Origin of the sequence: Streptomyces sp. NPDC048002 (assembly GCF_040653275.1) — a bacterium.
In the GTDB taxonomy this organism is placed as follows: Bacteria; Actinomycetota; Actinomycetes; order Streptomycetales; family Streptomycetaceae; genus Streptomyces.
The window spans coordinates 46,132-70,680 of record NZ_JBEZNL010000042.1; the positions used below are offsets into that span (position 1 = coordinate 46,132).

A 24,549-nucleotide genomic window follows, 5' to 3' on the forward strand; every position below is an offset into this window, starting at 1 on the left:
GGAGAAGGTGCGGCAGAGCCAGTCTAATGAAGGTGTTCCCGCTGTCTAGCCTTTCATTGCATTAATCTTCAGCGGATGTACTGCGGATTTCGCAGGCGTTAGCTCGCTGTAGCGTCGTCTTCTGACTCCGACTCCTCTTCCGGGAACTCTTCACCCAGCATGCGCTCGGCCGCCCCGCGGTGCAGTCGAGCCGCGGCGGAGTCGCCGAGATGCTCCAGGGTGTCGGCCATGCGCAGGTGCAGCGCGGCCTGGAGCCGGACGTCGTCGGCGTGCCGCGCCCACTCGACCGCCTCCTGGCAGGTGTGCAGCGACTCCTCGGGCCGGCCCGCGTACTCCTGGACCCGCGCCAGCTCGCTCAACGCCCTTGCCTGGGCGGCGACATCGCCGGTGCGGCGGTGTCCGGCGACCGCGGCCCGCCAGTTGCGCTGCGCCTCGCCGTAGCGGCCGGCGAAGGTGTGCGCGGCGCCGATCCGGCCGTACAGCCGGGCCGCGTCGGCGCGCTCGTCACGGGCCAGCCGCTGGGCCAGGGCCCGGCCGAACCAGTCGGCGGCCCGGTCGTAGTCCGCGAGCTCCAGATGGGCACCGCCTACGGATTCCATCGCCCGGCCGGTCGCATACGGATCGTTCGCCTCGCGTCCCGCGTCCAGCGCGGCCCGGTAGCGCGCCAGCGCCGCCTTGGTCCGGCCGGTCCGGGCGTCCAGGTCCCCGAGGTTCAGCAGGGCCGCTGCCCGCTCGCGGGGCAGGTTCCGGCGCTCGGCCACATCCAGGACCAGCGTGTGGATGCCGTACAGGTCACCGGCCGCCGCCTGGGTGCCGAAGTGCGCGACCATGGCCCGGACCAGCTGGGACATCAGCCGCCGGGCCAGGGTGTCCAGCTCCCCGTCGGCCACCGCGAGCCGGGCCGCGGCCAGCAGCGCGGGCCTGCGGATGCGCAGCCAGTCGGCCGCCGCACGGGGGCTGGGGAAGCGCAGGGAGCGCGGCATGCCGAGCAGCTTCTCGCGGGCCTGGGGGCTGTCGGTCTCGGTGATCGCGCGGCAGGACTGGAGCAGCCGCACGGTCCGCTCCAGCATCCGGGCGCGGGCCAGCTGGAGCTCGGCGGGGCGGTCCTGGGCCTCGGTGAGGGCCTTGAGCAGGGGGTGCAGACAACCGGGGACCTCGTACTGCGGCAGCGGGGACTCCACGGCACGCAGCAGGCCGAGGGCGACCAGTTCGTCCAGGGTGGTGCGGGCGCCGCTCACCGAGCAGCCGGCCAGCGCGGAGGCGGTGTGCGGGTCGATCAGGCCGGCCGGGGCGAGGCTGAGCAGCCGCAGCATCCGGGCCGCCGGGGCGGGCAGGGCGGCGTGGGTGAGCCGGAAGACCCGGGCCAGCGGGTTGCCTGCGGTGTCCTCGTCCAGCTCGGCGTGGACCTGCTTGGCGAGGTCGGCGACGGCCGCCTTGGGCCGGGCCGCGAGCCATCCGCCGGCCAGCATCAGCGCGGCGGGCTGGGCCTGGCACTCCTCGACCAGGCCCTCGGCGGCGCGCGGGTCCACGGTGATCCGGACCGACCCCGCGTAGCCGGCCAGCAGTTCCACCGCCGACTTGGTGTCCAGGCCGCCCAGCGTGCAGGGGCGGACGTCGGAGATCCCGGTGAGGGGCCCCGCGGAGACGGCGACGACCAGACAGGCCGGGGAGTCGGGCAGCAGCGCGTCCACCTGGTCCGCGGTGGCCGCGTCGTCGAGCAGCAGCAGGACCCTGCGGCCGGCGAGGGCCTCGCGCAGCGCGGCCGTGAGGTCCTCCTCGTCGGCACCGGGCGGCGCCGGCAGATCCAGGGCGGCGAGGAGGTCACGGACGACGGAGTCGACGGGGACGGGGGTGCCGTCGGGCTCGCCGAGCCGGGCGCGCAGCACGCCGTCGCGGTAACGGTCGGCGACCTGCCGTACGAGTTCCTCGGCGAGAGCGGTGCGGCCGGAGCCGGGCCGGCCGGCGATGAGCAGCACCCGGGCGCGCGGCGCCTTCTTGCCCGAGAGGGTGTCCAGGCCCGCCCGCTCGATGTCGGCGAGCAGCTCCTTCAACTCCCGTGTCCGGCCCAGGAATTGACCGTCGGCCGACAACTGAACGGCGCCTGTGTCCACCGCCTGATCCGTCACGGGCCACGCTCCCGTCCCACACCGCACGCGCAAGCCCGCCGGGATTCCGGTACGGGCGTGTTTCAGAGCCTAGTTCACGCTCTGCTACGACCCGTGTGGAGCGCGGCGGCGACATCCCCCGATCGGATCAGCCGATGGTCACACCACCGACACCGGTGCGGGGCCGGGCGTGGAAGGGACCCGGAGCCGGGCCCGCAAGAGACCCGGAGCCGAGCCGGGAAGGGACCCGGAGTCAGGCCTGGAAGGGCCGCGCGGGCCAGGGCGCCTCGGCCGGACGCAGTGCCTCAAGGCCGTCACCCGCACGGGCGGCGACCAGCGAAAGCACGCCCACCACCAGGCAGTTGTTGTGCAGCTCGCCCGCGAGCACACCCCGGACCAGTTCGGTCAGCGGGACCCGCGCGTGCTCCATGTCCGCCTCCTCGTCCTCGGTCTCGAAGCGCGCGCCCTCGGCCTCGGACAGATCACGGGCGAGGAAGATCCGCACGGCCTCGTCGCAGCCGCCGGCCGTGGTGTAGACGTCGGTCAGCACCCGCCAGTCCTCGGCCTTGACGTGCGCCTCCTCGTACAGCTCCCGCTGGGCCGCGTGCAGCGGGTTCTCACCGGGGATGTCGAGCAGCCCCGCGGGGATCTCCCACAGCTTGTGCCGCACCGGGTGCCGGTACTGCTTGATCAGCAGGACCCGGTCCCGGTCGTCCAGGGCGAGGACGGCGACCGAACCCGGGTGGACCTGGTAGTCGCGGCGGACGACTCCGCCGCCGGGCATGACCACCTCGTCCGTGCGGACGGAGGTCTTGTTGCCCACGAACGGGGTCTCCGTCGCACGGATCTCCCACTCCTCCGGGGTGTCCTTGATCGTCATGCCCTGCCCTTCCCCACCTGTAGAAACCGGGGTGCGCGCGTCCTGAACGCGCACACCCCGGTCACCGTAACAACCCTTGTGTCACTTACCCGTCTTGCGCTCGACGGCCGCCTTCACCAGACCCGCGAACAGCGGGTGGGGGCGGGTCGGACGCGAGCGCAGCTCGGGGTGCGCCTGGGTCGCCACCAGGTAGGGGTGGACGTCCCGCGGGTACTCGACGTACTCGACGAGCTTGCCGTCCGGCGAGGTGCCGGAGAACAGGATGCCCGCCTTCTTCTCCAGCTCCGCGCGGTAGGCGTTGTTCACCTCGTAGCGGTGGCGGTGCCGCTCCTCGACGTACTCCTTGCCGTCGTAGACCTCGCGGACGATGGAGCCCTCGGCCAGCTTGGCCGGGTACATGCCCAGGCGCATCGTGCCGCCCATGTCGCCCTCGCCGGCCACGATGTCCAGCTGCTCGGCCATCGTGGAGATGACCGGGTGGCCGGTGGCGGGGTCGAACTCGGTGGAGTTGGCGTCGGAGATGCCGGCCAGGTTGCGGGCCGCCTCGACCACGATGCACTGCAGGCCCAGGCAGAGGCCGAGCAGCGGGATCTTGTTCTCGCGGGCGAACTTGATCGCGCCGACCTTGCCGAGCACACCGCGGTCGCCGAAGCCGCCCGGAATGCAGATGCCGTCGACGTCACCGAGCTGCGCCTTGGCGCCGGCCGGGGTCTTGCAGTCGTCGGAGGTGACCCACTTGATCTTCACCCGGGCCTTGTTGGCGAAGCCGCCGGCGCGCAGCGCCTCGGTGACCGAGAGGTAGGCGTCGGGCAGGTCGATGTACTTGCCGACCAGGGCCAGGGTGATCTCGTGGTCGGGGTTGTGGACGCGGTCGAGCAGGTCGTCCCAGGTCGTCCAGTCCACGTCCCGGAAGGGCAGGTCCAGCTTGCGGACGACGTAGGCGTCCAGGCCCTCGCCGTGCACGGTCTTCGGGATGTCGTAGATCGAGCGGGCGTCGGGGCAGGCCACCACGGCGGCCTCGTCGACGTCGCACATCAGCGAGATCTTCCGCTTGATGGCGGTGGGGACCTCGCGGTCGCAGCGGAGCACGATGGCGTCCGGCTGGATACCGATGTTGCGCAGCGCGGCGACGGAGTGCTGGGTCGGCTTGGTCTTCAGCTCGCCCGAGGGGCCGATGTACGGCAGGAGCGAGATGTGGACGACGAAGACGTTGTCCCGGCCGACCTCGTGGCGCACCTGGCGGACGGTCTCCAGGAACGGCAGCGACTCGATGTCGCCGACCGTGCCGCCGACCTCCGTGATGACCACGTCGACCTCGTCGGTCGCCATACGCCGGATGCGGTGCTTGATCTCGTTGGTGATGTGCGGGATGACCTGCACGGTGTCGCCCAGGTACTCGCCGCGCCGCTCCTTGGCGATGACGGTCGAGTAGACCTGTCCTGTAGTGACATTGGCGGAGCCGTCCAAGTCACGGTCGAGGAAGCGCTCGTAATGTCCGATGTCCAGATCCGTCTCGGCGCCGTCGTTGGTGACGAACACCTCACCGTGCTGGAAGGGGTTCATCGTGCCGGGGTCGACGTTCAGGTACGGGTCGAGCTTTTGCATCACGACGCGCAGGCCCCGCGCCTTGAGCAGCATGCCCAGGCTGGAGGCGGTGAGGCCCTTGCCGAGCGAGGAGGCGACACCCCCGGTGACGAAGATGTGCTTGGTCGTCGTGGCTTTGCTGTTTCGGAAAGCAGCGGGGGTCATGGCCAAGGCGGGGCTCCCGTGGTCGCGGTCTGGGGTGCGGTCCGGCGTTCCCACCGGGGATTCCGGAGGCGCCGTCGCTGCGGTTCGGGGGTTTTTCTCCCACCGGTCCACGGGCTACCAGGGTATCAGCGCCTCGGGGCGATGGCTTCCGGCCACGCTCCGCACACGCGTCGGCACACACCCGCACGGGCGCACCGGTTCCTCACCCGTTGCTCACCCGTTCGGCCCACCCGCGTTGCCCGGAGCGGCACGCAGATCATCTACGTGCGTCGTATCCTCGTCGGACACTCACTGCCGAGCCGGACCGGCAAGACGGCACCACCCCAGCCCGTACGACCGGAACGACGCGAGCTCGTCAGTTCGTTGAGCGACGAAGGACGTTTTGCCTCAGGGCGGAGCGGCTGCTTTGCTTCACCGCTCGACGACGCTTTACAACGACCCCTTGACCGCACTAGCGACCGCCCCCATTCCCGCGGGGGTGACGTGGCCGTTCGACTGGAGTTGCACGTGGCCGGGCGCATCGAAGACTACGCACTCATCGGAGACATGCAGACCGCGGCGCTGGTCTGCCGGGACGGCACAGTGGACTGGCTGTGCCTGCCCCGCTTCGACTCGCACGCCATCTTCGCCGGTCTGCTGGGCACCGAGGAGCACGGCTTCTGGCGGCTCGGACCGGCCCACGCGGCCGACGCGGAGCCGCCGACCGCGGCCCGGCGCAGCTACCGCGGGGACTCGCTGATCCTGGAGTCCGAGTGGGACACCCCGCGCGGCACGGTCCGGGTCATCGACTTCATGCCCCCGCGCGACGGCGCCCCGCAGCTGATCCGCATCGTGGAGGGCGTCTCCGGCCGGGTCCGGATGCGCTCGGCCCTGCGGATGCGGTTCTCCTACGGCCGGGTCGTGCCGTGGGTCCACAAGCACGAGGGCCGTACGGTGGCCGTCGCCGGCCCGGACTCGGTCTGGTTCGACACCGACCGCGAGACCTACGGCAAGTCGCTGACGACGTACTCGGACTTCACCGTCGCCCCCGGCGACCGGATCGCCTTCACCATCTCCTGGCAGCCCTCGCACCACCAGCCGCCGCCGCTGCCGGAGCCCGAGCAGTCGCTGGCGGCGACCGAGGAATTCTGGCGCGAGTGGGTCGAGCACTGCACGTACCACGGCCCCTACCGCGAGGCCGTGGTCCGCTCGCTGATCACGCTGAAGGCGCTGACCTACGCGCCCACCGGCGGCATCGTGGCGGCGCCCACGACCTCGCTGCCGGAGGAGATCGGCGGCGTCCGCAACTGGGACTACCGCTACACCTGGCTGCGGGACGCGGCGATCACCCTCTCCTCGCTGCTGCGCACCGGCTACCGCGACGAGGCCCGCGCCTGGCGCGAGTGGCTGCTGCGGGCGGTCGCGGGCGACCCGGAGAACCTCCAGATCATGTACGGCATCGCCGGTGAGCGCGAGCTGGGCGAGGCGGAGCTGGACTGGCTGCCCGGCTACGAGAACTCGGCGCCGGTCCGGGTCGGCAACGGCGCCGCCCACCAGCTCCAGCTGGACGTCTACGGCGAGGTCACCGAGGCCCTGCACCTCGGGCACATGACCGGTCTCGCCCGCAACGACTACGCCTCGGTGCTCCAGCTGAAGCTCATCCGCTACCTGGAGGACCACTGGAACGAGCCGGACGAGGGCATCTGGGAGGTCCGCGGACCCCGCCGCCACTTCGTGCACTCCAAGGTCATGGCCTGGGTCGCGGTGGACCGCACCATCAAGCTCATCGAGTCCGGGGACGCGGACGGCCCGCTGGAGCGCTGGCGCGAACTGCGCGACGACATCCACCGGGACGTGTGCGAGAAGGGCTACGACAAGGAGCGCAACACCTTCACCCAGTCCTACGGCTCCCGCGAGCTGGACGCCTCCCTGCTGCTGATCCCGCAGATGGGCTTCCTGCCGCCGGACGACAAGCGGGTCATCGGCACCATCGAGGCGATCCAGCGCGAACTGTCCACTCCGGACGGGTTCATCCTGCGCTACCCGACGCAGGGCGAGGCCGAGGGCGTCGACGGACTGCCCGGTGACGAGGGCGCGTTCCTCGCCTGCTCCTTCTGGATGGCCGACGACCTGGCGATGATCGGGCGCGTCGACGAGGCCCGCAAGCTGTTCGAGAAGCTGCTGTCGCTCCGCAACGACCTCGGTCTGCTGGCCGAGGAGTGGGACCCGCACCTCCAGCGCCAGGTCGGCAACTTCCCGCAGGCGTTCAGCCACGTCCCCCTGATCGACACGGCCCTGCGCCTGACGGCCTCGGGGGCGTACGGCGGCTGAACGAGCCCTCGTGGGCGGGCCCGCCTAGGCTGGAAGCAGACACTTCCCCCTTCCGGAAAGGGGGCCGCCATGGCTTCCCTCTCGAAGGCGGGCGCGGCCCTTGCCGCGCTGCGCGAGGATCTCAGCGGCGATGTGTTCGCACCGGGGGACCCGGGCTACGACGAGGCCCGGGTCGTCTTCAACGCGATGATCGACCGGCGTCCCGCGGTCATCGCGCAGTGCGTGGACGAGGCCGACGTGGTGCGCTCGGTGCGGTTCGCCCGGGACCTGGACCTGCCGATCGCGGTGCGCGGCGGCGGGCACAGCGTGGCCGGCATGGCACTGAACGACGGCGGAGTCGTCGTCGACCTGCGCCATATGCGGGCGGTCACCGTGGACCCCGGGGCCGAGGCGGTACGGGTGGCGGGCGGCGCCACGATGAGCGACCTGGACCGCGCCTGCCAGGAGCACGCCCTGGCCACCACCGGCGGCCGGGTCTCCACCACCGGGGTCGGCGGCTTCGTCCTCGGCGGCGGCTCCGGCTGGCTGGAGCGGTGGAGCGGGCTCGCCGCCGACAACCTGCTCGCCGCCGAGCTGGTCACCGCGGACGGCCGTAGGGTGAGGGCGAGCGCGGACGAGAACGCGGAGCTGTTCTGGGCGCTGCACGGCGGCGGCGGCAACTTCGGCGTGGCGACCTCCCTCACCCTGAAGCTGCACGAACTGCCCGAGTTCGCCCTCGCCTTCCTGCTGTACCTGCCGGAGTACGGCGGCGAGGTCGTGCGCACCTTCCGCGACCTGATGGCGGTGGCACCGAACGAGGCGGGCGGCGGCGTCCTCTACGTCACCGGGCCGCCCGAGGAGTTCTGCCCGCCGCACCTCCAGGGCCGGCTGCTCTGCGCGGCGCTGCTGACGTACGCGGGCGGCGAGGCGGACCTGCGCAAGCTCGCCGAGCCGATGCTGGCGCTGCCGCACGAGGCGGAGATGGTCGGGGCGATGCCGTACGTCGAGGCGCAGTGCATGCTGGACGATCCGCCGGGGATGCGGAACTACTGGTCGGCGGAGTACCTGACGGGTCTGCCGGACCCGTACGTCGACGTGTTCTGCGCCCGGGCGGAGGACATGCCCGTGCCGTCCGGGACGATCCACGTGGTGTTCCCGCTGGGCGGTGCCGTCGCCGACGGTCCGCACGAGTACCCCGTCCCCTACCGGGACGCGAGCTGGGGCACCCATCCGTTCGGCATGTGGGAGGACGCGGCCGACGACGAGCGCTGCATCCAGTGGGTCAGGAACGTCCGCGCCGACGCGCGGCCCTGGAGCACGGGCGCGGTGTACCTCAACTTCATCGGCGCGGAGGGCCCGGAGCGGGTGATCGCCGGGGTGGGCGCCGAGAACCACCGGCGGCTGGAACGGGTCAAGCGGGAGTACGACCCGGACAACGTGTTCCGCTTCAACCACAACATCAGGCCCCGCTGAGCCCGGTGCACACCGGCCGGTCCGCCCGGGATGATCGTTTCCTTGACCGGGGCGAGATGTCCCGGGGTGACGGACACGGGTAGCGTCCGGCTCATGGACAGCGGCAGGGACAGCAGATTCGACACCCAGGGCGCCGGCATCACCGTGCAGCGGGCACTGGAGCTGCCCGGCCTGCGCGGCGGGCTCCCGGAGATCCTGGCGGGCGCGGACCGGCTGGGGCGCACCGTGCGCTGGGTGCACGCCGGCGAGGTGCCGAACATCGCCTCGCTGCTCAAGGGCGGCGAGCTGCTGCTGACCACCGGCTACGGCCTCGGCACCCGTCCGGCCGAACAGCGCGCGTTCGTGCGCACCCTGGCCGAGCGCGGGATCGCCGCCCTGGTGGTGGAGCTGGGCCCGCGTTTCGCCCGGCTGCCCGCCGCGCTCGTGGACACGGCGCGGGCGACCGGTCTGCCGCTGGTGCAACTGCACCGCGAGGTGCCGTTCGTGACGGTCACCGAGGAGATCCACACCGAGATCGTCAACGGCCACTACGCGCTCCTCCAGCGTGCCGAGGAGGTGCACCGCCGCTGCACGGAAGCCCTGTTGGGCGGCGGGGGCATCCCCCAGGTGCTGGGCATCCTCGCCGATTTCTGCGGCAACCCGGTCTTCCTGGAGACGGCCGACGGCCAGCTGCTGTACGCCGCCGGGTCGGGACCGGAGAACGCCGATCCGCTCCAGGTGTGGGAGGGGCTGCGCGGCCCGCACAAGGACGCGCCGCCACCGCCGGCCGGCTCGGTGCTGGTGGACGTGCCGGGCGGCGGTCCGGGCGCCGGGTCGGTGCGGGCCCGGCTGGTGCTGCTGCCGGTGCGGGCGCCGCTGGCTCCGGTGCACCGGATCGCGGCCGAACGGGCCGCGGGCATCCTCGCCGTGGTGCTGATGCAGGCGCGTCAGGAGGAGGAGCTGGCGGCCCGCGGCCGCGGTGACTTCCTCACCGACCTCGCCGAGGGCCGGATCACCGCGGAGGACGCGCCCGCCCAGGCGCGGGTGCTGGGGTTCAAGCCGGGCGAGGGCCCGCTGCTGCCGGTGGTGATGCGGCTGGGTGACGCACTCGCCCCGGGCGGCGGCTGGGCGGTGCTGGCGCGGGCGGTCGCCGAGGAGCTGGCGTCGGTGGGCGTTCCGGTCCTGCTGGGCGTACGGCCCGTCGAGGGCCGGGTGCCGCTGCTGCTGGGCCTGCGCACGGAGTCGGAGCGGCCGACGGTCGCCGACCGGGTCGCGGCGGCCCTGCGCGCCGGAGTGGAGCGGGCCGGGATGCAGCGGCCCGGGGCGCTGCCGCCGGTCGTCGTGGTCGGGGTCGCGGGCGGCTGGGCGGCGGCCTCGGCGAGCCTCAGGCACGCGGCGGAGACCGCGACCGCGGCGCAGGGCCTCACCGACCGGCCCTGGTACGACGCCCGGCGCCTCGACATCGACCTGCTGCTGTGGCGGCTGCGCGACCACCCCGACCTCGCCGCGTTCGTGGACCGGGCGATCGGTCCGCTGCGCGACCACGACGTGCGCTCCAAGCCGCCGCTGCTGCCGACCCTCCAGACCTATCTGGCGCACGCGGGACGCAAGGCGGAGACGGCCCGCGAACTCCATCTGAACCGGCAGACCCTCTACAACCGCCTCGCCCGGATCGGCGAGTTGCTCGGCACCGACCTCGACGACCCGCAGACGGTACTGGCGTTGAGCCTGGCCCTGCGGGCCCGCCGGCACCTGCCCTGAGCCGTGTTCCGCAGGCCCTAGATCAGGGGTCTGCGGACCTGGGTCAACTCGTCGTAGACGCTGAGGACTTGGGCGACCGTCTCGTCCTCGGTTGGCCAGGTCGCGGCCTGGCGCGCGCCCCGTTCCCGGAGCCGTTCGCACCGCTCCGGGTCGCCGAGCAGCCGGACGACGGCGTCGGCGAGGGCCCCGGGACGGCCGTAGGGGACGAGTTCGGCGGCGTCGCCGACGAGTTCGGGCACTCCCCCGACCTCGGTCGCGACGAGCGGCACCCGGGCGCGGAGCGCCTCCTGGGCGAGCACGGACCGCGCCTCCCACCGGCTGGGCAGCAGGGCGAGGTCGGCCGCGGCGAGCAGTTCGCGCACGTCGTCACGGTGTCCGACGAGCCGTACGGGCAGCTCCTCGTCCTCGATGCGGCCCTGGAGTTCGCCGCGCAGCGGGCCCTCGCCCGCGATGACGAGGAGGGGCAGCGGATCGAGCCGGCGCCAGGAGCGCGCGGCGTCCAGCAGCACGTCGTAGCCGCGATGCCGGTCCAGAGAGCCGACGGCGATCAGCAACGGGCGTGCCATCGCGCCGAGTTCGGCCCGGACCTTGAGCCGGGTCCCGTCGCCCTCCTCGTGGTCGCCCTCGGGCGCCCGGCGCGGCCTCGGCAGTGACACCGCGGCCAGCCGCGCGTCCCGCGCGCCGGTGCGGCGGGCCCGGTCGACCAGCGCGGAGGTGGTGCCGAGCACCACGGCGGCGGTCTTGACGACCCGCCTCTCCAGCAGCCGTACGAGGTGGGCGCGGGCGCCCTCGGCGAACGCCCGGTCGTGCCAGGTGACGACGAGGGGGGTGCGCCGGCCGCTGAGGGCGAGCACCGCGCGGAAGGAGGCGTGCAGCCCGTGCGCGTGCACCAGGTCGGCGTCGGCGCAGGCCGCCCGGAGCGCGGCCACCGCCCCGGGGTCACTGCTGCGCGGCACGTGCACGTGTTCGGCACCGGCCCCGGTGAAGTCGTAGAGGTGATCCGCCTCCGCGGGGGCGCACACCGTGACCCGCACGCCCCTCGCGACCAGGCCCGAGGTCAGCGAGCGCACGTGCACGCTGCTGCCGGCGTTGCCGCCGCCCAGCACCTGCACGGTGCGCAGCGGCGACTGGCCGTGCGGTGAGTGGCTGCTCACGGGGGTCACGTGGCCGTGCTCCTGGTTCGGGGGTCGGGCGGTCACGAAGAAAGTACAGAAGGATCGGGCGGAGGGGGTGAACCGCGACGGTCCCTGCGCGTGCGTCATGCACCCTCAAGGATGCCAGGACGCACGGGTGTTCCGGGAACGGGCAGGTGGCCGGGTCCGGCGCACGACACGGGCCGCCCCGGCGGCCACTCACCCGGTTGGGTGAAGATCGGTACGACGGACACCCCGGGGGCGCGACCTCGGCCCGCGCGACCGCTCGCCGTTCACCGCCCGAGCGACCGTGCCGCCTCACTCACCCGGTCCCCGCACACCGTCGCGGCGACCAGCGCGGCGGCGTGCGCGAGGAGTCCGGCGCGCCCGTTGCCCACCACGACGGCGGCGCCGAGGGCCGCACCGAGCGCGTGGGCGCCCGTGTCTCCGAGCATGGACCGCTCGCCGAGGTCGTCCGGCAGGACGGCGGCGGCAGCGGCGGCCGTCGCGGCGGACAACTCCCCCGCGGGCCCGCCCCGGAGCAGACCGGGTGCCGAGAGCGCGAGGACGGCGCCCGCGGCCCGGCCGGGCCGTACGTCCAGCAGGTTGACGAAGTGCGCGCCGCCCGCGATCACCACCGCGGCGAGCGCCCGGTCCACCGCGCGCTCCCCGAGCAGTGCGCCCGCGACCAGCGCGGCCGCTCCCACCCCGAACAACTTGACCGCCCCGCTGGTCACTTCGCCGTCCCGCAGCGCGCCGAGGTGGGCCCGGAACCCGCGCCGGGGATCGTCCGCCCCTGCCGCGTCGTCGTACGCCCCGCACGCTCCGGCGGCGAGCACGACGGCCCCCACCACGGGCCGGACCTGTCCGGTGCCGAGCGCGAGGGCCGCCGCGGCGGCGGGTCCGGCACAGAGGTCGACGGTCCGGCCGGCGTGGTTGGTCCGCTGCCAGCGGGCCCGGCCTCCCGGCGGGTTGGTCCGCAGGACGGCCGTCCCGGCACGGGCGACAAGGACGGTGAGGGCGGCGCGGAGGATCATCCGGCCACCCTACGCAGGGGCGGTGACGCCCCTCACCGTCCGCTCAGCCGTCGGCCCTCGCGGTCGCCAGCAGTTCCTCCGCGTGCGCCCGCGCGGTCTCCGAGTCCTCCTGGCCGGCGAGCATCCGCGACAGCTCGCGGACCCGGTCCTCGCCCTCCAGCACCTTCACCCCGGAGCGCGTCACCGAACCGTCGTTGGTCTTCTCGACCAGCAACTGCCGGTCCGCGAACGCGGCGACCTGGGGCAGGTGCGTCACGACCACGACCTGGGCGGTCTTCGCGAGCCGCGCGAGGCGCCGCCCGATCTCGACCGCGGCCTTGCCGCCGACACCGGCGTCGACCTCGTCGAAGAGGTACGTGGGCACCGGGTCCGTGCCCGCGAAGACGACCTCGACGGCGAGCATCACGCGGGACAGCTCACCACCGGAGGCGCCCTTGGCGATGGGCCGCGGCGGTGCCCCGGGGTGCGGTGCCAGCAGCAGCTCCACCTCGTCGGCGCCCGACGGCCCGTAGGAGACCGTCCGCCCGTCGACCGGCACGCCCTCGGGGTCCTCGGTCTGCCGGATGTCGAAGGACACCCGCGCGTGCGGCATCGCCAGCGAGGCGAGTTCCGCGGTCACGGCGGCCGCGAACCGTTCCGCGGCCTCGGTCCGGGCGTCGGTCAGCGCCTGCGCGAGACCGCCCAGTTCGGCCCGCAGCCCGTCGCGCTCCGCGGTGAGTTCGTCGATCCGCTCGTCGTCGCCGTCCAGTTCGGTCAGGCGCGCGGCGCTCTCCTCCGACCAGGCGAGCACGGCAGCGACGTTCTCGCCGTACTTCCGGGTCAGCGCGGTGAGCGCCGCCCGCCGTTCCTCCACGGCGGCCAGCCGCAGCGGATCGGCGTCGAGGTCGTCGGCGTACCCGGCCAGCTCCCCGGCCACGTCCCCGAGCAGGATGCCGATCTCCCCGATCCGGTCGGCGAGCGCCGACAGCGCCGGATCGTGCGACCGTACGGCGTCCAGGGCCCGCTGCGCGCCCGCGACGAGCGTGGCGGCGTCGATGCCCTCGGGGTCCTCGGGGTTGCCCGCGAGCGCGGCGTGCGCGGCCGTGGCGGCCGAGGACAGTGCCTCGGCGTGCCCGAGCCGCTCCGCCTCCTCCGCGAGCTCCACGTCCTCCCCGGCCCGCGGTTCGACGCCCGCGATCTCGTCGAGCCCGAAGCGCAGCAGGTCGGCTTCCTGGGCCCGCTCACGCGCGCGCGTGGTGATCTCGTCCAGTTCCGCGGCGACGGCCCGCAGCCGCCGGTACGCCCCGGCGTACTTGGCGAGCGGCCCCGCGACGGCGTCGCCCGCGTACCGGTCGAGCGCCTGCCGCTGCCGGTTCAGCTTCAACAGGCCCTGCTGATCGGTCTGCCCGTGCACGGCCACCAGGTCGTCGGCGAGTTCGGCGAGGAGTCCGACCGGCACGCTGCGTCCGCCGACGTGGGCCCGTGAGCGTCCCTCGGCGGAGACGGTGCGGCTGATCAGCAGCGCCCCGTCGTCGAGTTCCGCCCCGGCCTCCTCGGCCCGTACGACCGCCGAGGTGCCCGGGGGCACGGTGACCCGTCCCTCGACCACCGCCTTCTCGGCGCCGATCCGCACCAGCGCCGCGTCGGCGCGCCCGCCGAGCAGCAGCCCGAGGCTGGTGACCACCATGGTCTTGCCCGCGCCCGTCTCACCCGTGACAGCGGTGAACCCGGGCGACAGCTCGACGACCGCGTCGTCGATGACTCCGAGCGACCGTATCCGCATCTCTTCCAGCACGGACAAGACCATACGAGGTACGCCACCCGATAAGCGAGGCACCCTGTCACCCAGGGGGGTGGTACCTCCTCCAGGACCGGTCCCCCAGGGGTCGCGCCCCAGCGGGCGCGCCCCAAAGGGGCGCGGGGAACTGCGCGACCAGCCACAGCCGACCCGCACCAGGCCGACGCCCCCGCACCACCCCTCCAGGGGCGCGGGGAACTGCGCGACAAGCCCCCACCGGCCCGCGCCCCGCCGAACCACCCCGGGCGTGGCCTAGTGAGGCGCCCCCCGCCACCCGGCCACGGGCAACGCGAACTTCGCGACGAGCCGATCCGTGAACGAGGCATGGTGCAGCCGAGCGAGCCGCACCGGCACCGCCCCCCGCCGCACCTCCACCCGCGCCCCCGGCGGCAACTCCACCGTCCGCCGCCCGTCGCACCACAGCACCCCCGGAGGGATGTGCGGCAGCACCTCCACCGCCAGCACCGAGTCCGGCGAGGTCACCAACGGCTTGGCGAACAGCGCGTGCGCGGAGATCGGCACCATCAGCAGCGCCTCCACCTCGGGCCACACCACGGGCCCGCCCGCGGAGAACGCGTAGGCCGTGGACCCGGTCGGCGTGGACAGCACGATCCCGTCGCACCCGAACCCGGTGACCGGCCGCCCGTCGATCTCCAGGACGACCTCCAGGAGCTTCTCCGCGCCGGCCTTCTGCACCGCCGCCTCGTTCAGCGCCCAGTCCGTGTGCACGATGTCACCGTTCTGGTGGACGACGACATCGACCGTCATCCGCTCCTCGACCTCGTACGCCTTGGTGACCACCCGGTCGACGACCTTGTCGAGGTCGTCCCGCTCGGCCTCCGCGAGGAAGCCCACGCGCCCCAGGTTGACGCCCAGCATCGGCACCCCGGACGCCCGCGCGAACTCCGCACCGCGCAGCAGCGTCCCGTCCCCGCCGAGCACGATCAGCAGCTCGCACCCGTCGAGGCACTGCGGGGTGGCCTCCTTGACCAGCTCCACGCTCTCCGGCAGCGGCAGGTCCGCGGCCTCCGCCTCCAGCACCCGCACCCCGATGCCGGACCGCAGCAGCCCCCTGACCACCAGCTCCGCGCTGCGGATCGCGGCCGGGCGGCCGGTGTGGGCCAGCAGGAAAACAGTTCGCGCTCGGTTCTGTGTCAACGCGGCCCCTCCGCCACTGCACGGTCAACGTCGGCCGGGTCCAGTTCCGGTGCCCCGGACCGCAGCCACAGAAAGTACTCGACATTCCCGGACGGACCCGGCAACGGACTGGCGGTGACCCCCCGTACACCGAGCCCCAGTTCGAAGGCCCGCCGGGCCACTTCCCGTACCGCCTCGGCCCGCAGTTCGGGACTGCGCACCACGCCCCCGCTGCCCAGCCGTTCCTTGCCCACCTCGAACTGCGGTTTCACCATCATCACCAGGTCGGCGTCCGGCGTCACGCACCGCGCGAGGGCGGGCAGCACCAGTCCGAGCGGGATGAAGGACAGATCCCCCACAACAAGATCCACAGGTTCCCCATCGATCGCCTCAAGCGTCAACTCCCGTACGTTCGTACGGTCCTTGACGGTGACGCGTTCATCGCTCCGCAGAGTCCAGGCGAGTTGTCCGTACCCGACGTCGACGGCGACCACGTGTGCGGCCCCCGCCCGCAGCAGTACGTCCGTGAACCCACCCGTCGACGCCCCCGCGTCCAGCGCCCGCCGCCCCCGCACCACGAGCCCCTGCGGGACGAACGCCTCCAGCGCGCCGGCCAGCTTGTGCCCGCCCCGCGACACGTACTCGGGGTCGCTGTCGTCGGTGAGGACGACGATCGCGGCCGCCGTCTCCACCTGTGTGGCCGGTTTGGTCGCGACGGTCCTGCCCACGGTGACCCGCCCGGCGGCGATCAGCTGGCTGGCGTGCTCGCGCGAGCGCGCCAGCTTCCGGCGGACCAGTTCCGCATCCAGACGGCGACGTGCGACTCCTGCCACGTTCGGTTCAGCTCCTACTGCCATACGGCGCATGTGATGGGTGGCCCGAAGGGCCTCGTTGAGGGGTGGTGGTCGGGTGACGGGTGGGAGCCGGAGGTCCCGGGCGGGCGTCGAGCGCGGTGAGCGCGTCGCGCAGCCCCCGGTGTACATCCTCGTACACCTCGACGTGTCCGTCCGTGTCGAGGTGGTCGGCGTCGCCCAGCCGCTCCAGCAGGGCGTCGACCTCGGCGTTGCCGGTGGGCGTGCGGGGCACGCCGAGGGGCGCGGGGGCCGCGGGGTCGTACTCGGGGCCGGCCGCCGCGGTCTCCCGCTCCGGGGCCTCCGCGTCGGGCAGTGGGTCGCTCATGCCCAGACGCTACCCCGAAGCGCTGCGGTACCGTCGGTCGCGATGGCCACGATCGAGGAGTGCCGCGCCGCACTCGAGAAGCTCTCGGACACCATGCAGCGGGCCGAGGGGGACGTCCGCACCGCGGCCGCCCTGGACCGCTCGGTGAGCTGCCACCTCACCGACCTGGACGTCACCTTCGCCGGCCGCCTCCGGGACGGCCGGATCCAGGTGCACGACACCGTGGCGGGGCCGCCGCGGGAGAAGGCCGAGATCAGACTCGCCATGACCGGCGACGACCTGGTGGCGCTGGTCGGCGGCGAGCTGCACTTCGCCAAGGCGTGGGGCTCCGGGCGGGTGAAACTGCACGCGGGCGTACGCGACCTGCTGCTGCTCAGAAAGCTCCTGTAGCCGTCCCCGCCCGGCCGTCCCCGCCCGGCCGTCCCCGCCCGGCCGTCCCCGCTCAGGATGCCTCCGCCGCCGCCGTCTTCCGTACCTCGGTACGCGGTGTGCGTGCCCTGCGCGCGGCCGGCACCACCAGCGGTGTCCCCGTCTCCGGGTCCTCGATGACCTGGCAGCGCAGCCCGAAGACCTCCTCGACCAGCCCGGCCGTGACGATGTCGTTCGGCGCGCCCTCCGCGATGACCTCGCCGCCCTTGAGGGCGATGAGGTGGGTGGCGTAGCGGGCCGCGTGGTTGAGGTCGTGCAGGACGGCGACGAGCGTGCGGCCCTGTTCCTCGTGGAGTTCCGCGCACAGGTCGAGCACGTCGATCTGGTGCTGGATGTCGAGGTAGGTGGTCGGCTCGTCGAGCAGCAGCAGCGGGGTCTGCTGGGCGAGCGCCATCGCGATCCACACGCGCTGGCGCTGGCCGCCGGAGAGTTCGTCGACATAGCGCTCGGCGAGTTCGGCGACCCCGGTCTGGCGCATCGACTCCTGCACCACCCGCTCGTCCTCGGCCGACCACTGGCGCAGGATGCCCTGGTGCGGGTACCGGCCGCGGCCGACGAGGTCGGCGACGGTGATGCCGTCGGGCGCGATGGAGGACTGCGGCAGCAGACCCAGCGTGCGCGCGACCTTCTTCGCCGGCATCGACTGGATGACCTGTCCGTCCAGCAGCACCCGGCCCTGGTCCGGCCTGAGCATCCGGGACAGGGCCCGCAGGAGCGTGGACTTGCCGCAGGCGTTCGGGCCGACGATCACCGTGAAGGAGTTGTCGGGGATCTCCACCGACAGGTGCTCGGCGATGACCCGCTGGTCATAGGCGAGGGTGACGTTCTCGGCGGACAGTCGGTTCACGGTGCTCCTCGTACTCCTCGTGCTCTGTGCGCTCCTGGGGGCGCTCTCGTTCGCGCGTCCGCTCATATCCGGCCCGCCCTGCGCTCGGTGACCAGCAGCCACAGCAGGTAGACACCGCCGACGACACCGGTGACCACCCCCACGGGCATCTGGTCGGCGCCGAAGACGCGCTGCGAGACCCAGTCGGCCGCGACCAGCAGCGCGGCGCCCATGCACATCGAGGGCAGCAGGTTCGCACCGGGCGAGCGGGTCAGCCGCCGAGCGAGCTGGGGGGCGATCAGCGCGACGAAGCTGACGGGTCCGGCGGCGGCGGTGGCGGCCGCGGTCAGCAGTACGGCGGACACCAGCAGGAAGGCCCGTACCCGCTCCACGCGCACGCCGAGGGCGTGGGAGACGTCGTCGCCCATCTCCATCATCCGCAGCCCGCGCGCGTTGCCGAGCACCAGCGGTACGAGCAGCGCGCACAGCCCGAGCAGCGGCCAGACCTGGGCCCAGTCCCGGCCGCTGAGCGAGCCGGTCATCCAGACCACCGAGCGGGCCGCGTCGACGATGTCGGACACGGTCAGCAGATAGCCGTTGACCGCGGTGAGGATCGCGGACATGCCGATGCCGACCAGGACGAGCCGGTAACCGTGCACTCCCTGTCTCCAGGCGAGCAGATAGATGGCGAGGCCGGTGACGAGGCCGCCGACGAGCGCGCCGACGGTGACCTCCGTCGCGCTGCCGGAGAACAGCACGATCATGGTGAGCGCGCCGGCCGTGGCGCCCTGGCCGAGGCCCAGGATGTCCGGGCTGCCCAGCGGGTTGCGGGAGATGGCCTGGAACAGGGCGCCGCCCAGCCCCAGCGAGGCACCCACCAGCAGTCCGACCAGGACCCGGGGCAGCCGCAGCTCGTTGACGATGAACTCCTGGCCCGGATCGCCGTTCCCGGCCAGCGTGCTCAGCACGTCGCCCGCCGAGATAGGGAAGTCACCGGTGCCGATCAACACCACGCTCGCGGCGAGCGCGGCCAGCAGCAGCAGGACCACGACGGTCAGGGCGCGGACGTCGAAACGGAACGAGAGACCGCCCGGGGTCCGCACCGTACGGTTGGTCTTCACAGCTGGGCCGTCCTCCGCCGTCGTACGAGCAGGATGAACACCGGGCCGCCGATGATCGCGGTGATGATGCCGACCTGGAGCTCCGAGGGCCGGGCGACGATCCGGCCGATGACATCGGCGCCGAGCAGCAGCACGGGCGACAGCAGGCCCGCGAACGGCAGGATCCAGCGCAGATCGGGGCCGGTGAACGACCGCACGACGTGCGGCACCATCAGACCGACGAAGACGATCGGCCCGCAGGCGGCGGTCGCGGCCCCGCACAGCACGGTGGCGGCGAGCATGGACAGCGCCCGGGTGCGGTTGAGGTGGGCGCCGAGCGCCTTGGCGGTGTCGTCGCCCATGGACATGGCGTTCAGCGGACGGGCCAGCAGCAGGGCGAGGACCATGCCCACCAGCAGGAACGGCAGCACCTGCCGGATGGTGGTGAAGGTCGCCGAGGACAGGCTGCCCACGGTCCAGAAGCGCATCCGGCCGAGCGCCGCCTGGTCCGAGATCATCACGGCCTGGAGGTAGCCGTAGAGCGCGGCGCTGATCGCGGTGCCGGCGAGCGCGAGCCGCACCGGCGTCGCGCCCCGGCTGCCGCCGAGGAACCAGACCAGGGCGCCGACCGCCGCCGCGCCACCGAAGGCGAACCAGATGTAGCCGCTCACCGAAGTGACACCCAAGAAGGTGATCGCGGTGACGACCGCGGCGGAGGCACCGGCGTTGATGCCGAGCAGTCCGGGATCGGCCAGCGGATTGCGGGTCAGCGCCTGGAGGACGGCTCCGGCCAGGCCGAGCGCGGCACCGGCGAGCAGCCCCAGCACCGTGCGCGAGAGCCGCTCGTCGACGACGACGTCGCCGTACGTGCCCGTGTCCTGGAACAGGCCGTGCCAGACCTGGTCCAGGGAGAGGTCCTTCGCGCCGATCGCGATGCTCGCCATCGCGACGAGCACCAGCAGCACCGCGGAGGCGAGGAGCCCGAGGGGGCGTATCGCCCGGCGTTTCGGGGGCGCGGGGGCGGCTTCCGCGCGCTGTTCGGTAGGACTGTCGACCAACACGCGGTTAGGTTAGCCTACCCTCGCAATTCCCCCGAAAGCCGAGGTGGCGTCAGGTCACCCGAGGTCACCCGAGGTCGCACCGGCCACTCCGGGACTCACAGACCCAGCCGGGCCAGCGCCTTCCCCGCGTCCAGCCGGCACACACCGTCCCCGGCCGCCGTCCACGCGGCGGCACACAGCGCCCGCAGCCCGTCCAGCGCGTCACCGTCACCCGACAGCTCCAGCCGCTCCGCCCCGGCCGTGGCGGTCCAGCCACCGCACCGGAACCCCTCGCCCTCCGCGGCGACCTCCGGCTGCCCGGTCAGCAACCCCCGCAGATCGGCGTCCACATACGTCGGCCGGTGCTGCGGCGGCGCCGCGAGCAGCTGCGCGCCGTCCGTGACCCCGGTCAGCACCAGCAGCGAGTCGACCCCGCCGTTGAACGCGCCCTCGATGTCCGTGTCCAGCCGGTCCCCGACCACCAGCGGCCGCCGGGCGCCGGTCCGCAGAATCGTCTCCCGGTGCATCGGCGGCAGCGGCTTGCCCGCCACCTGCGGCTCGGCACCGGTCGCGATCCGCACGACCTCCACGGCGGCGCCGTTGCCGGGCGCGATGCCGCGCGCGCTCGGAATCGTCAGATCGGTGTTGGACGCGAACCACGGCACCCCGCGCGCGACGGCGTACGACGCCTCGGCGAACCGCCCCCACGCCAGGTCGGGCCCGCCGTACCCCTGTACGACCGCCACCGGGTCGTCGTCCGCCGACTCCACCGGCTCCAGCCCGCGCTCGCGCAGCGCCACCCGCAGCCCCTCACCGCCGATGACGAGCACCCGGGCACCGGCCGGCACCTGCTCACTGATCAGCCGGGCCACGGCCTGCGCCGAGGTGATGACGTCGTCGGCGTCCGTCGGTATGCCCAGTTCCGTCAGATGCTCCGCGACGGTGTCCGGCGTCCGCAGGGCGTTGTTGGTGACGTACGCGAGGTGCATCCCGCCGTCCCGCGCGGTGGCCAGCGACTCCACGGCGTGCGCGATCGCCTCGCCGCCCGCGTACACCACTCCGTCCAGGTCGAGCAGCGCCGTGTCGTACGCCTCGCTCAGGCCCCGGTCACTGCCGTCCGGGCCGGTCCTGACGCTCTGGCTCATTCCGCATCGCTCCTCGTTCGACGGCTTTCCCCCGATCATCCCGCATGCCACCGACACACGTACGATGCCGGGATGAACACAGCAGGTCACTCGGAAGCAACGACGCGCCGGGGCCTCGAACTCACCCCGTTCCGAGGCCTGCGCTACGACCCCGACCGGGTCGGCAGTCTGGCGGCCGTGACATCCCCGCCCTACGACGTCGTCGTCCGCCCCGACGGCCTGCACCAGCTCCAGGACGCCGACCCGCACAACATCGTCCGGCTGATCCTCCCGCAGGCGGTCACCCCGAGCACCCGCAACGAACAGGCCGCCCAGACCCTGCGCCGCTGGCTCTCCGAGGGCGTCCTGACCGCCGACGACGAACCCGCTCTGTACGTGTACGAACAGAGCGGCCCGGACGGGCTGCTCCAGCGCGGCGTCATCGGCGCCCTGCTCCTCTCCGACCCCGCGGAGCACATCGTCCTCCCGCACGAGGACGTGATGCCGCACGTCGTCGCCGACCGCGCGGCCCTCATGCGCGCCACCTCGGCGAACCTGGAACCCCTCCTGCTCACCTACCGGGGCAACGGATCGGCCGCCGACACCTCCGCCGTCATCGAACGCGTCGTCGAGGAGCGGCCGCTGCTGGCCACCACCACCGAGGACGGCTTCCGCCACCGTCTGTGGGCGGTCACCGCCCCCGAGGACCTGGTCCGCATCCAGTCCGACCTCGCCCACCACCAGGCCCTCATCGCCGACGGCCACCACCGCTGGGCCACCTACCGCAGGCTGCGCGCCGAGCACCCCTCCCCCAGCCCCTGGGACTACGGCCTGGTCCTGCTGGTCGACACGGCCCGCTACCCCCTGCGCGTCCGCGCGATCCACCGCCTGCTGCACGGACTGCCGGTGGCCGAGGCCCTGACCGCGCTGGACGGCCATTTCCGCGTACGCCACCTCCCGGTCCCGCTCACCGAGGCACTGGAGGTCCTGGCCGACGCGGCCGGCGCGGGCAACGCCTTCCTCCTGGCCGGCGACGGCGCCTTCCACCTCGTCGACCGGCCCGACCCGGACCTGCTGGACCGCACGATCCCCGCCGACCGCCCCGCGGCCTGGCGCACCCTGGACGCGACGGTCCTGCACGCCACCCTGCTGGACCACGTCTGGGACATCCCCGAGGACGACCCCACCCGCATCGCCTACATCCACGACACCGCCGCCACCGTCCGCAAGGCGGAACGCCACGGCGGTACGGCCGTCCTGCTGCACCCCGTGCGCGAGGACGTGGTCCGCGACCTGGCCCGCCAGGGCGTCACCATGCCCCGCAAGTCGACCTCGTTCGGCCCGAAACCGGCCTCGGGCCTGGTCCTGCGCGCGCTGGACCTCTGAGAACGCGAAAGGGGCGGATCCCGCTGGGATCCGCCCCTCTCACCCTGTCCTACTCCTCGTCGGAGTCCTCGGACGTCACGTCCTGCCCGGCGTCGTCGCCGCTGTCACGGCTCTCGTCACCGCTGTCACTGCCTTCGTCACTGCCTTCGTCACTGTCCTCGTCATCACCGAGCGCGTCGACGAAGTCGACCCCGTCCAGTTCCGCGAGCCGGTCCGAGGCGTCCGTGCTGCCGTCCTTGTCGGACTCCACCGCCTTCGCGAACCACTCCCGCGCCTCCTTCTCCCGCCCGGCCGCCAGCAGCGCGTCGGCGTAGGCGTACCGCAGGCGCGCGGTCCAGGGCTGGAGCGAGTTGGAGGCCAGTTCGGGGCTCTGCAGCGTCACGATGGCCGCCTCCAGCTGCCCCATGTCGCGCCGGGCACCGGCGGCGACCAGCCGCATCTCCACCTGGCCGGCCTTGTCGAGCCGCTGGACCTCGGGCGCACCGGCCATGTCCAGCGCCTTCTCCGGCCGCCCGAGCCCACGCTCGCAGTCGGCCATGAGCGGCCACAGCTCGACGTTCCCGGTCATCCGCCGCGCCGCCCGGAACTCGGCGAGCGCCTCGGAGTACTTCTGGTTGGCGTAGGCGGCGAAGCCCGCGGCCTCCCGCACGGCGGCGACACGGGACGCCAGCCGCAGGGCGACCCTGGAGTAGCCGTACGCGCCCTCGGGGTCCTCGTCGATGAGCCGCGCGACCATCACCAGGTTCCTGGCGACGTCCTCCGCGAGCGTCTTGGGCAGGCTCTGCAGCTCCTGCCGTACGTCCTTGTCGATCTCGTCGCCCGTGACGTCCTGGGGGATCGGCAGCCGCTTGATCGGCTCCCGGTCCCGGTCGCCCCGGTCCCGGTCGCGGTCCCGGTCGTCACGGCGCCCGTAGCCGCCACCACCGCGCCGGTCGTCACGGCGGTCGTCACGACCACGGAAGCCGCCCGGACGGCCGCCACGGTCGTCCCGACGCGGACCACGGTCGTCCCTACGGGGGCCGCGGTCGTCACGCCGGTCGTCGCGGCGGAAGCCACCACGATCGCCATCGCGCCGATCGTCACGACGGTCATCGCGGCGGTCGTCGCGCGGGCGGCCGTAGCCACCACCGCGGTTGTCGTCACGACGGTCGTCGCGGCGGAAGCCGCCACGGTCGTCGTCCCGGCGGAAGGGAGGACGCTCACCGCGGTCGTCACGACGGAACCCGCGGTTGTCATCACGCCGGTCGTCCCGACGCGGACCACTGGGACGGTCATCACGACGGAACGGCGGACGAGAACCACGGTCACCATCACGACGGTCATCGCGGCGGTCGTCACGGGGACGGCCGTACCCACCACCACGGTTGTCGTCACGACGATCATCACGGCGGAAACCACCACGATCACCATCGCGCCGATCGTCACGACGGTCATCGCGGCGGTCGTCGCGCGGGCGGCCGTAGCCACCACCGCGGTTGTCGTCACGACGGTCGTCGCGGCGGAAGCCGCCACGGTCGTCGTCCCGGCGGAAGGGAGGACGCTCACCGCGGTCGTCACGACGGAACCCGCGGTTGTCATCACGCCGGTCGTCCCGACGCGGACCACTGGGACGGTCATCACGACGGAACGGCGGACGAGAACCACGGTCACCATCACGACGGTCATCGCGGCGGTCGTCACGGGGACGGCCGTACCCACCACCACGGTTGTCGTCACGACGATCATCGCGGCGGAAACCACCACGATCGCCATCGCGCCGATCGTCACGACGGTCGTCACGGCGGTCGTCACGGGGACGGCCGTAGCCGCCGCCACGGTTGTCACCGCGCCCGCCCTCACGGCGGTCATCTCGACGGAAGCCCCCACGGTCGCCGCGGTAGCCACCCCGGTCGCCGCGGTCCCCACTGTCCCGTCGCCGCTGGTCGCGCTCCGGTCGATCGTCGGGAGAGTTGGTGGACATGGTGACTCCTGTCTTAGGTACCGCAAGCATTGTAAAAACAAAAGGACCCCTGGTCCCAGCTGAACGCTGGGACCAGGGGTCCTCCAAAGATTGTTCGGCGGCGTCCTACTCTCCCACAGGGTCCCCCCTGCAGTACCATCGGCGCTGTGAGGCTTAGCTTCCGGGTTCGGAATGTAACCGGGCGT

General features: G+C 73.0%; 19 protein-coding genes, 1 rRNA gene and 1 pseudogene. 5 read left to right on the forward strand and 16 right to left on the reverse strand.

Going from position 1 to position 24,549, the window contains the following annotated elements; all coding sequences use genetic code 11:
* Positions 1 to 61: 61 nt before the first annotated feature.
* The 3 genes and pseudogenes from AB0E07_RS33610 to AB0E07_RS33620 all read right to left on the reverse strand — a co-directional run bounded on the left by AB0E07_RS33610 (position 62) and on the right by AB0E07_RS33620 (position 4,734).
* Positions 62 to 2,126 (reverse strand): annotated as a pseudogene (locus tag AB0E07_RS33610) (tetratricopeptide repeat protein).
* A 232-nt stretch (positions 2,127 to 2,358) separates the two neighbouring features.
* Positions 2,359 to 2,985 (reverse strand): NUDIX hydrolase, encoded by a 627-nt coding sequence (locus AB0E07_RS33615; protein WP_362260600.1) that lies wholly within the window; start codon positions 2,983 to 2,985, stop codon positions 2,359 to 2,361.
* An 81-nt stretch (positions 2,986 to 3,066) separates the two neighbouring features.
* On the reverse strand, positions 3,067 to 4,734 hold the full coding sequence (locus AB0E07_RS33620; protein ID WP_362260602.1) for a CTP synthase: 1,668 nt from the start codon (positions 4,732 to 4,734) through the stop codon (positions 3,067 to 3,069).
* Positions 4,735 to 5,241: 507 nt separating this feature from the next.
* Here AB0E07_RS33620 and AB0E07_RS33625 point away from each other — a divergent pair.
* From AB0E07_RS33625 to AB0E07_RS33635, 3 genes are all read left to right on the forward strand, one after another.
* Positions 5,242 to 7,044 (forward strand): glycoside hydrolase family 15 protein, encoded by a 1,803-nt coding sequence (locus AB0E07_RS33625; protein WP_362260634.1) that lies wholly within the window; start codon positions 5,242 to 5,244, stop codon positions 7,042 to 7,044.
* Positions 7,045 to 7,113: 69 nt separating this feature from the next.
* Positions 7,114 to 8,496, forward strand: a complete 1,383-nt coding sequence (locus AB0E07_RS33630; RefSeq protein WP_362260604.1) for an FAD-binding oxidoreductase — start codon at positions 7,114 to 7,116, stop codon at positions 8,494 to 8,496.
* 93 nt (positions 8,497 to 8,589) lie between these two features.
* A complete protein-coding gene (locus AB0E07_RS33635) occupies positions 8,590 to 10,236 on the forward strand; it encodes a PucR family transcriptional regulator (protein ID WP_362260606.1) in 1,647 nt (548 codons plus the stop codon).
* A 17-nt stretch (positions 10,237 to 10,253) separates the two neighbouring features.
* Here the strand turns inward: AB0E07_RS33635 and AB0E07_RS33640 are convergent, their stop codons facing one another.
* From AB0E07_RS33640 to AB0E07_RS33665, 6 genes are all read right to left on the reverse strand, one after another.
* Positions 10,254 to 11,399, reverse strand: a complete 1,146-nt coding sequence (locus AB0E07_RS33640) for a glycosyltransferase family 4 protein (RefSeq protein WP_362260636.1) — start codon at positions 11,397 to 11,399, stop codon at positions 10,254 to 10,256.
* Positions 11,400 to 11,662: 263 nt separating this feature from the next.
* Positions 11,663 to 12,406 (reverse strand): hypothetical protein, encoded by a 744-nt coding sequence (locus tag AB0E07_RS33645; protein WP_362260608.1) that lies wholly within the window; start codon positions 12,404 to 12,406, stop codon positions 11,663 to 11,665.
* Positions 12,407 to 12,449: 43 nt separating this feature from the next.
* Positions 12,450 to 14,192 carry a DNA repair protein RecN gene (gene recN, locus AB0E07_RS33650; RefSeq protein WP_362260610.1) on the reverse strand — a complete coding sequence of 581 codons (1,743 nt, stop codon included), beginning with the start codon at positions 14,190 to 14,192 and terminating at the stop codon, positions 12,450 to 12,452.
* A gap of 243 nt (positions 14,193 to 14,435) precedes the next feature.
* Positions 14,436 to 15,341, reverse strand: a complete 906-nt coding sequence (locus AB0E07_RS33655; protein WP_362260612.1) for an NAD kinase — start codon at positions 15,339 to 15,341, stop codon at positions 14,436 to 14,438.
* Complete coding sequence (locus tag AB0E07_RS33660) at positions 15,338 to 16,153, reverse strand: TlyA family RNA methyltransferase (RefSeq protein ID WP_362260614.1); 816 nt, start codon at positions 16,151 to 16,153, stop codon at positions 15,338 to 15,340. Before AB0E07_RS33660 ends, AB0E07_RS33655 begins: the two co-directional genes overlap by 4 nt.
* A gap of 7 nt (positions 16,154 to 16,160) precedes the next feature.
* Positions 16,161 to 16,499, reverse strand: a complete 339-nt coding sequence (locus tag AB0E07_RS33665; RefSeq protein WP_362260616.1) for a hypothetical protein — start codon at positions 16,497 to 16,499, stop codon at positions 16,161 to 16,163.
* A 42-nt stretch (positions 16,500 to 16,541) separates the two neighbouring features.
* On the opposite strand from AB0E07_RS33665, the gene AB0E07_RS33670 reads away from it, so the two are divergent.
* Positions 16,542 to 16,889, forward strand: coding sequence for an SCP2 sterol-binding domain-containing protein (locus AB0E07_RS33670; protein WP_362260618.1), 348 nt, complete (start codon positions 16,542 to 16,544; stop codon positions 16,887 to 16,889).
* A 52-nt stretch (positions 16,890 to 16,941) separates the two neighbouring features.
* Here AB0E07_RS33670 and AB0E07_RS33675 read toward each other — a convergent pair whose 3' ends face one another.
* The 4 genes from AB0E07_RS33675 to AB0E07_RS33690 all read right to left on the reverse strand — a co-directional run bounded on the left by AB0E07_RS33675 (position 16,942) and on the right by AB0E07_RS33690 (position 21,039).
* The gene (locus tag AB0E07_RS33675) at positions 16,942 to 17,775 is read right to left on the reverse strand and encodes an ABC transporter ATP-binding protein (RefSeq protein WP_362260620.1); all 834 of its coding nucleotides are present in this window, start codon (positions 17,773 to 17,775) and stop codon (positions 16,942 to 16,944) included.
* A 62-nt stretch (positions 17,776 to 17,837) separates the two neighbouring features.
* Complete coding sequence (locus tag AB0E07_RS33680; RefSeq protein ID WP_362260622.1) at positions 17,838 to 18,875, reverse strand: iron chelate uptake ABC transporter family permease subunit; 1,038 nt, start codon at positions 18,873 to 18,875, stop codon at positions 17,838 to 17,840.
* Positions 18,872 to 19,915, reverse strand: coding sequence for an iron chelate uptake ABC transporter family permease subunit (locus tag AB0E07_RS33685; protein ID WP_362260624.1), 1,044 nt, complete (start codon positions 19,913 to 19,915; stop codon positions 18,872 to 18,874). Before AB0E07_RS33685 ends, AB0E07_RS33680 begins: the two co-directional genes overlap by 4 nt.
* Positions 19,916 to 20,010: 95 nt before the next feature.
* Positions 20,011 to 21,039 carry an HAD-IIA family hydrolase gene (locus AB0E07_RS33690; protein ID WP_362260626.1) on the reverse strand — a complete coding sequence of 343 codons (1,029 nt, stop codon included), beginning with the start codon at positions 21,037 to 21,039 and terminating at the stop codon, positions 20,011 to 20,013.
* Positions 21,040 to 21,111: 72 nt separating this feature from the next.
* On the opposite strand from AB0E07_RS33690, the gene AB0E07_RS33695 reads away from it, so the two are divergent.
* Complete coding sequence (locus tag AB0E07_RS33695; protein WP_362260628.1) at positions 21,112 to 22,404, forward strand: DUF1015 domain-containing protein; 1,293 nt, start codon at positions 21,112 to 21,114, stop codon at positions 22,402 to 22,404.
* A gap of 49 nt (positions 22,405 to 22,453) precedes the next feature.
* Here the strand turns inward: AB0E07_RS33695 and AB0E07_RS33700 are convergent, their stop codons facing one another.
* From AB0E07_RS33700 to rrf, 3 genes are all read right to left on the reverse strand, one after another.
* Positions 22,454 to 23,248: a hypothetical protein gene (locus tag AB0E07_RS33700; protein WP_362260638.1), complete on the reverse strand. Its 795-nt coding sequence runs from the start codon at positions 23,246 to 23,248 to the stop codon at positions 22,454 to 22,456.
* Entirely contained in the window at positions 23,140 to 24,270 is a 1,131-nt protein-coding gene (locus AB0E07_RS33705; protein ID WP_362260640.1) for a hypothetical protein, read from the reverse strand. The genes AB0E07_RS33700 and AB0E07_RS33705 overlap by 109 nt, the downstream gene beginning before the upstream one ends.
* A 186-nt stretch (positions 24,271 to 24,456) precedes the next feature.
* A 5S ribosomal RNA gene (gene rrf / locus AB0E07_RS33710) occupies positions 24,457 to 24,549 on the reverse strand; the annotation flags it as partial.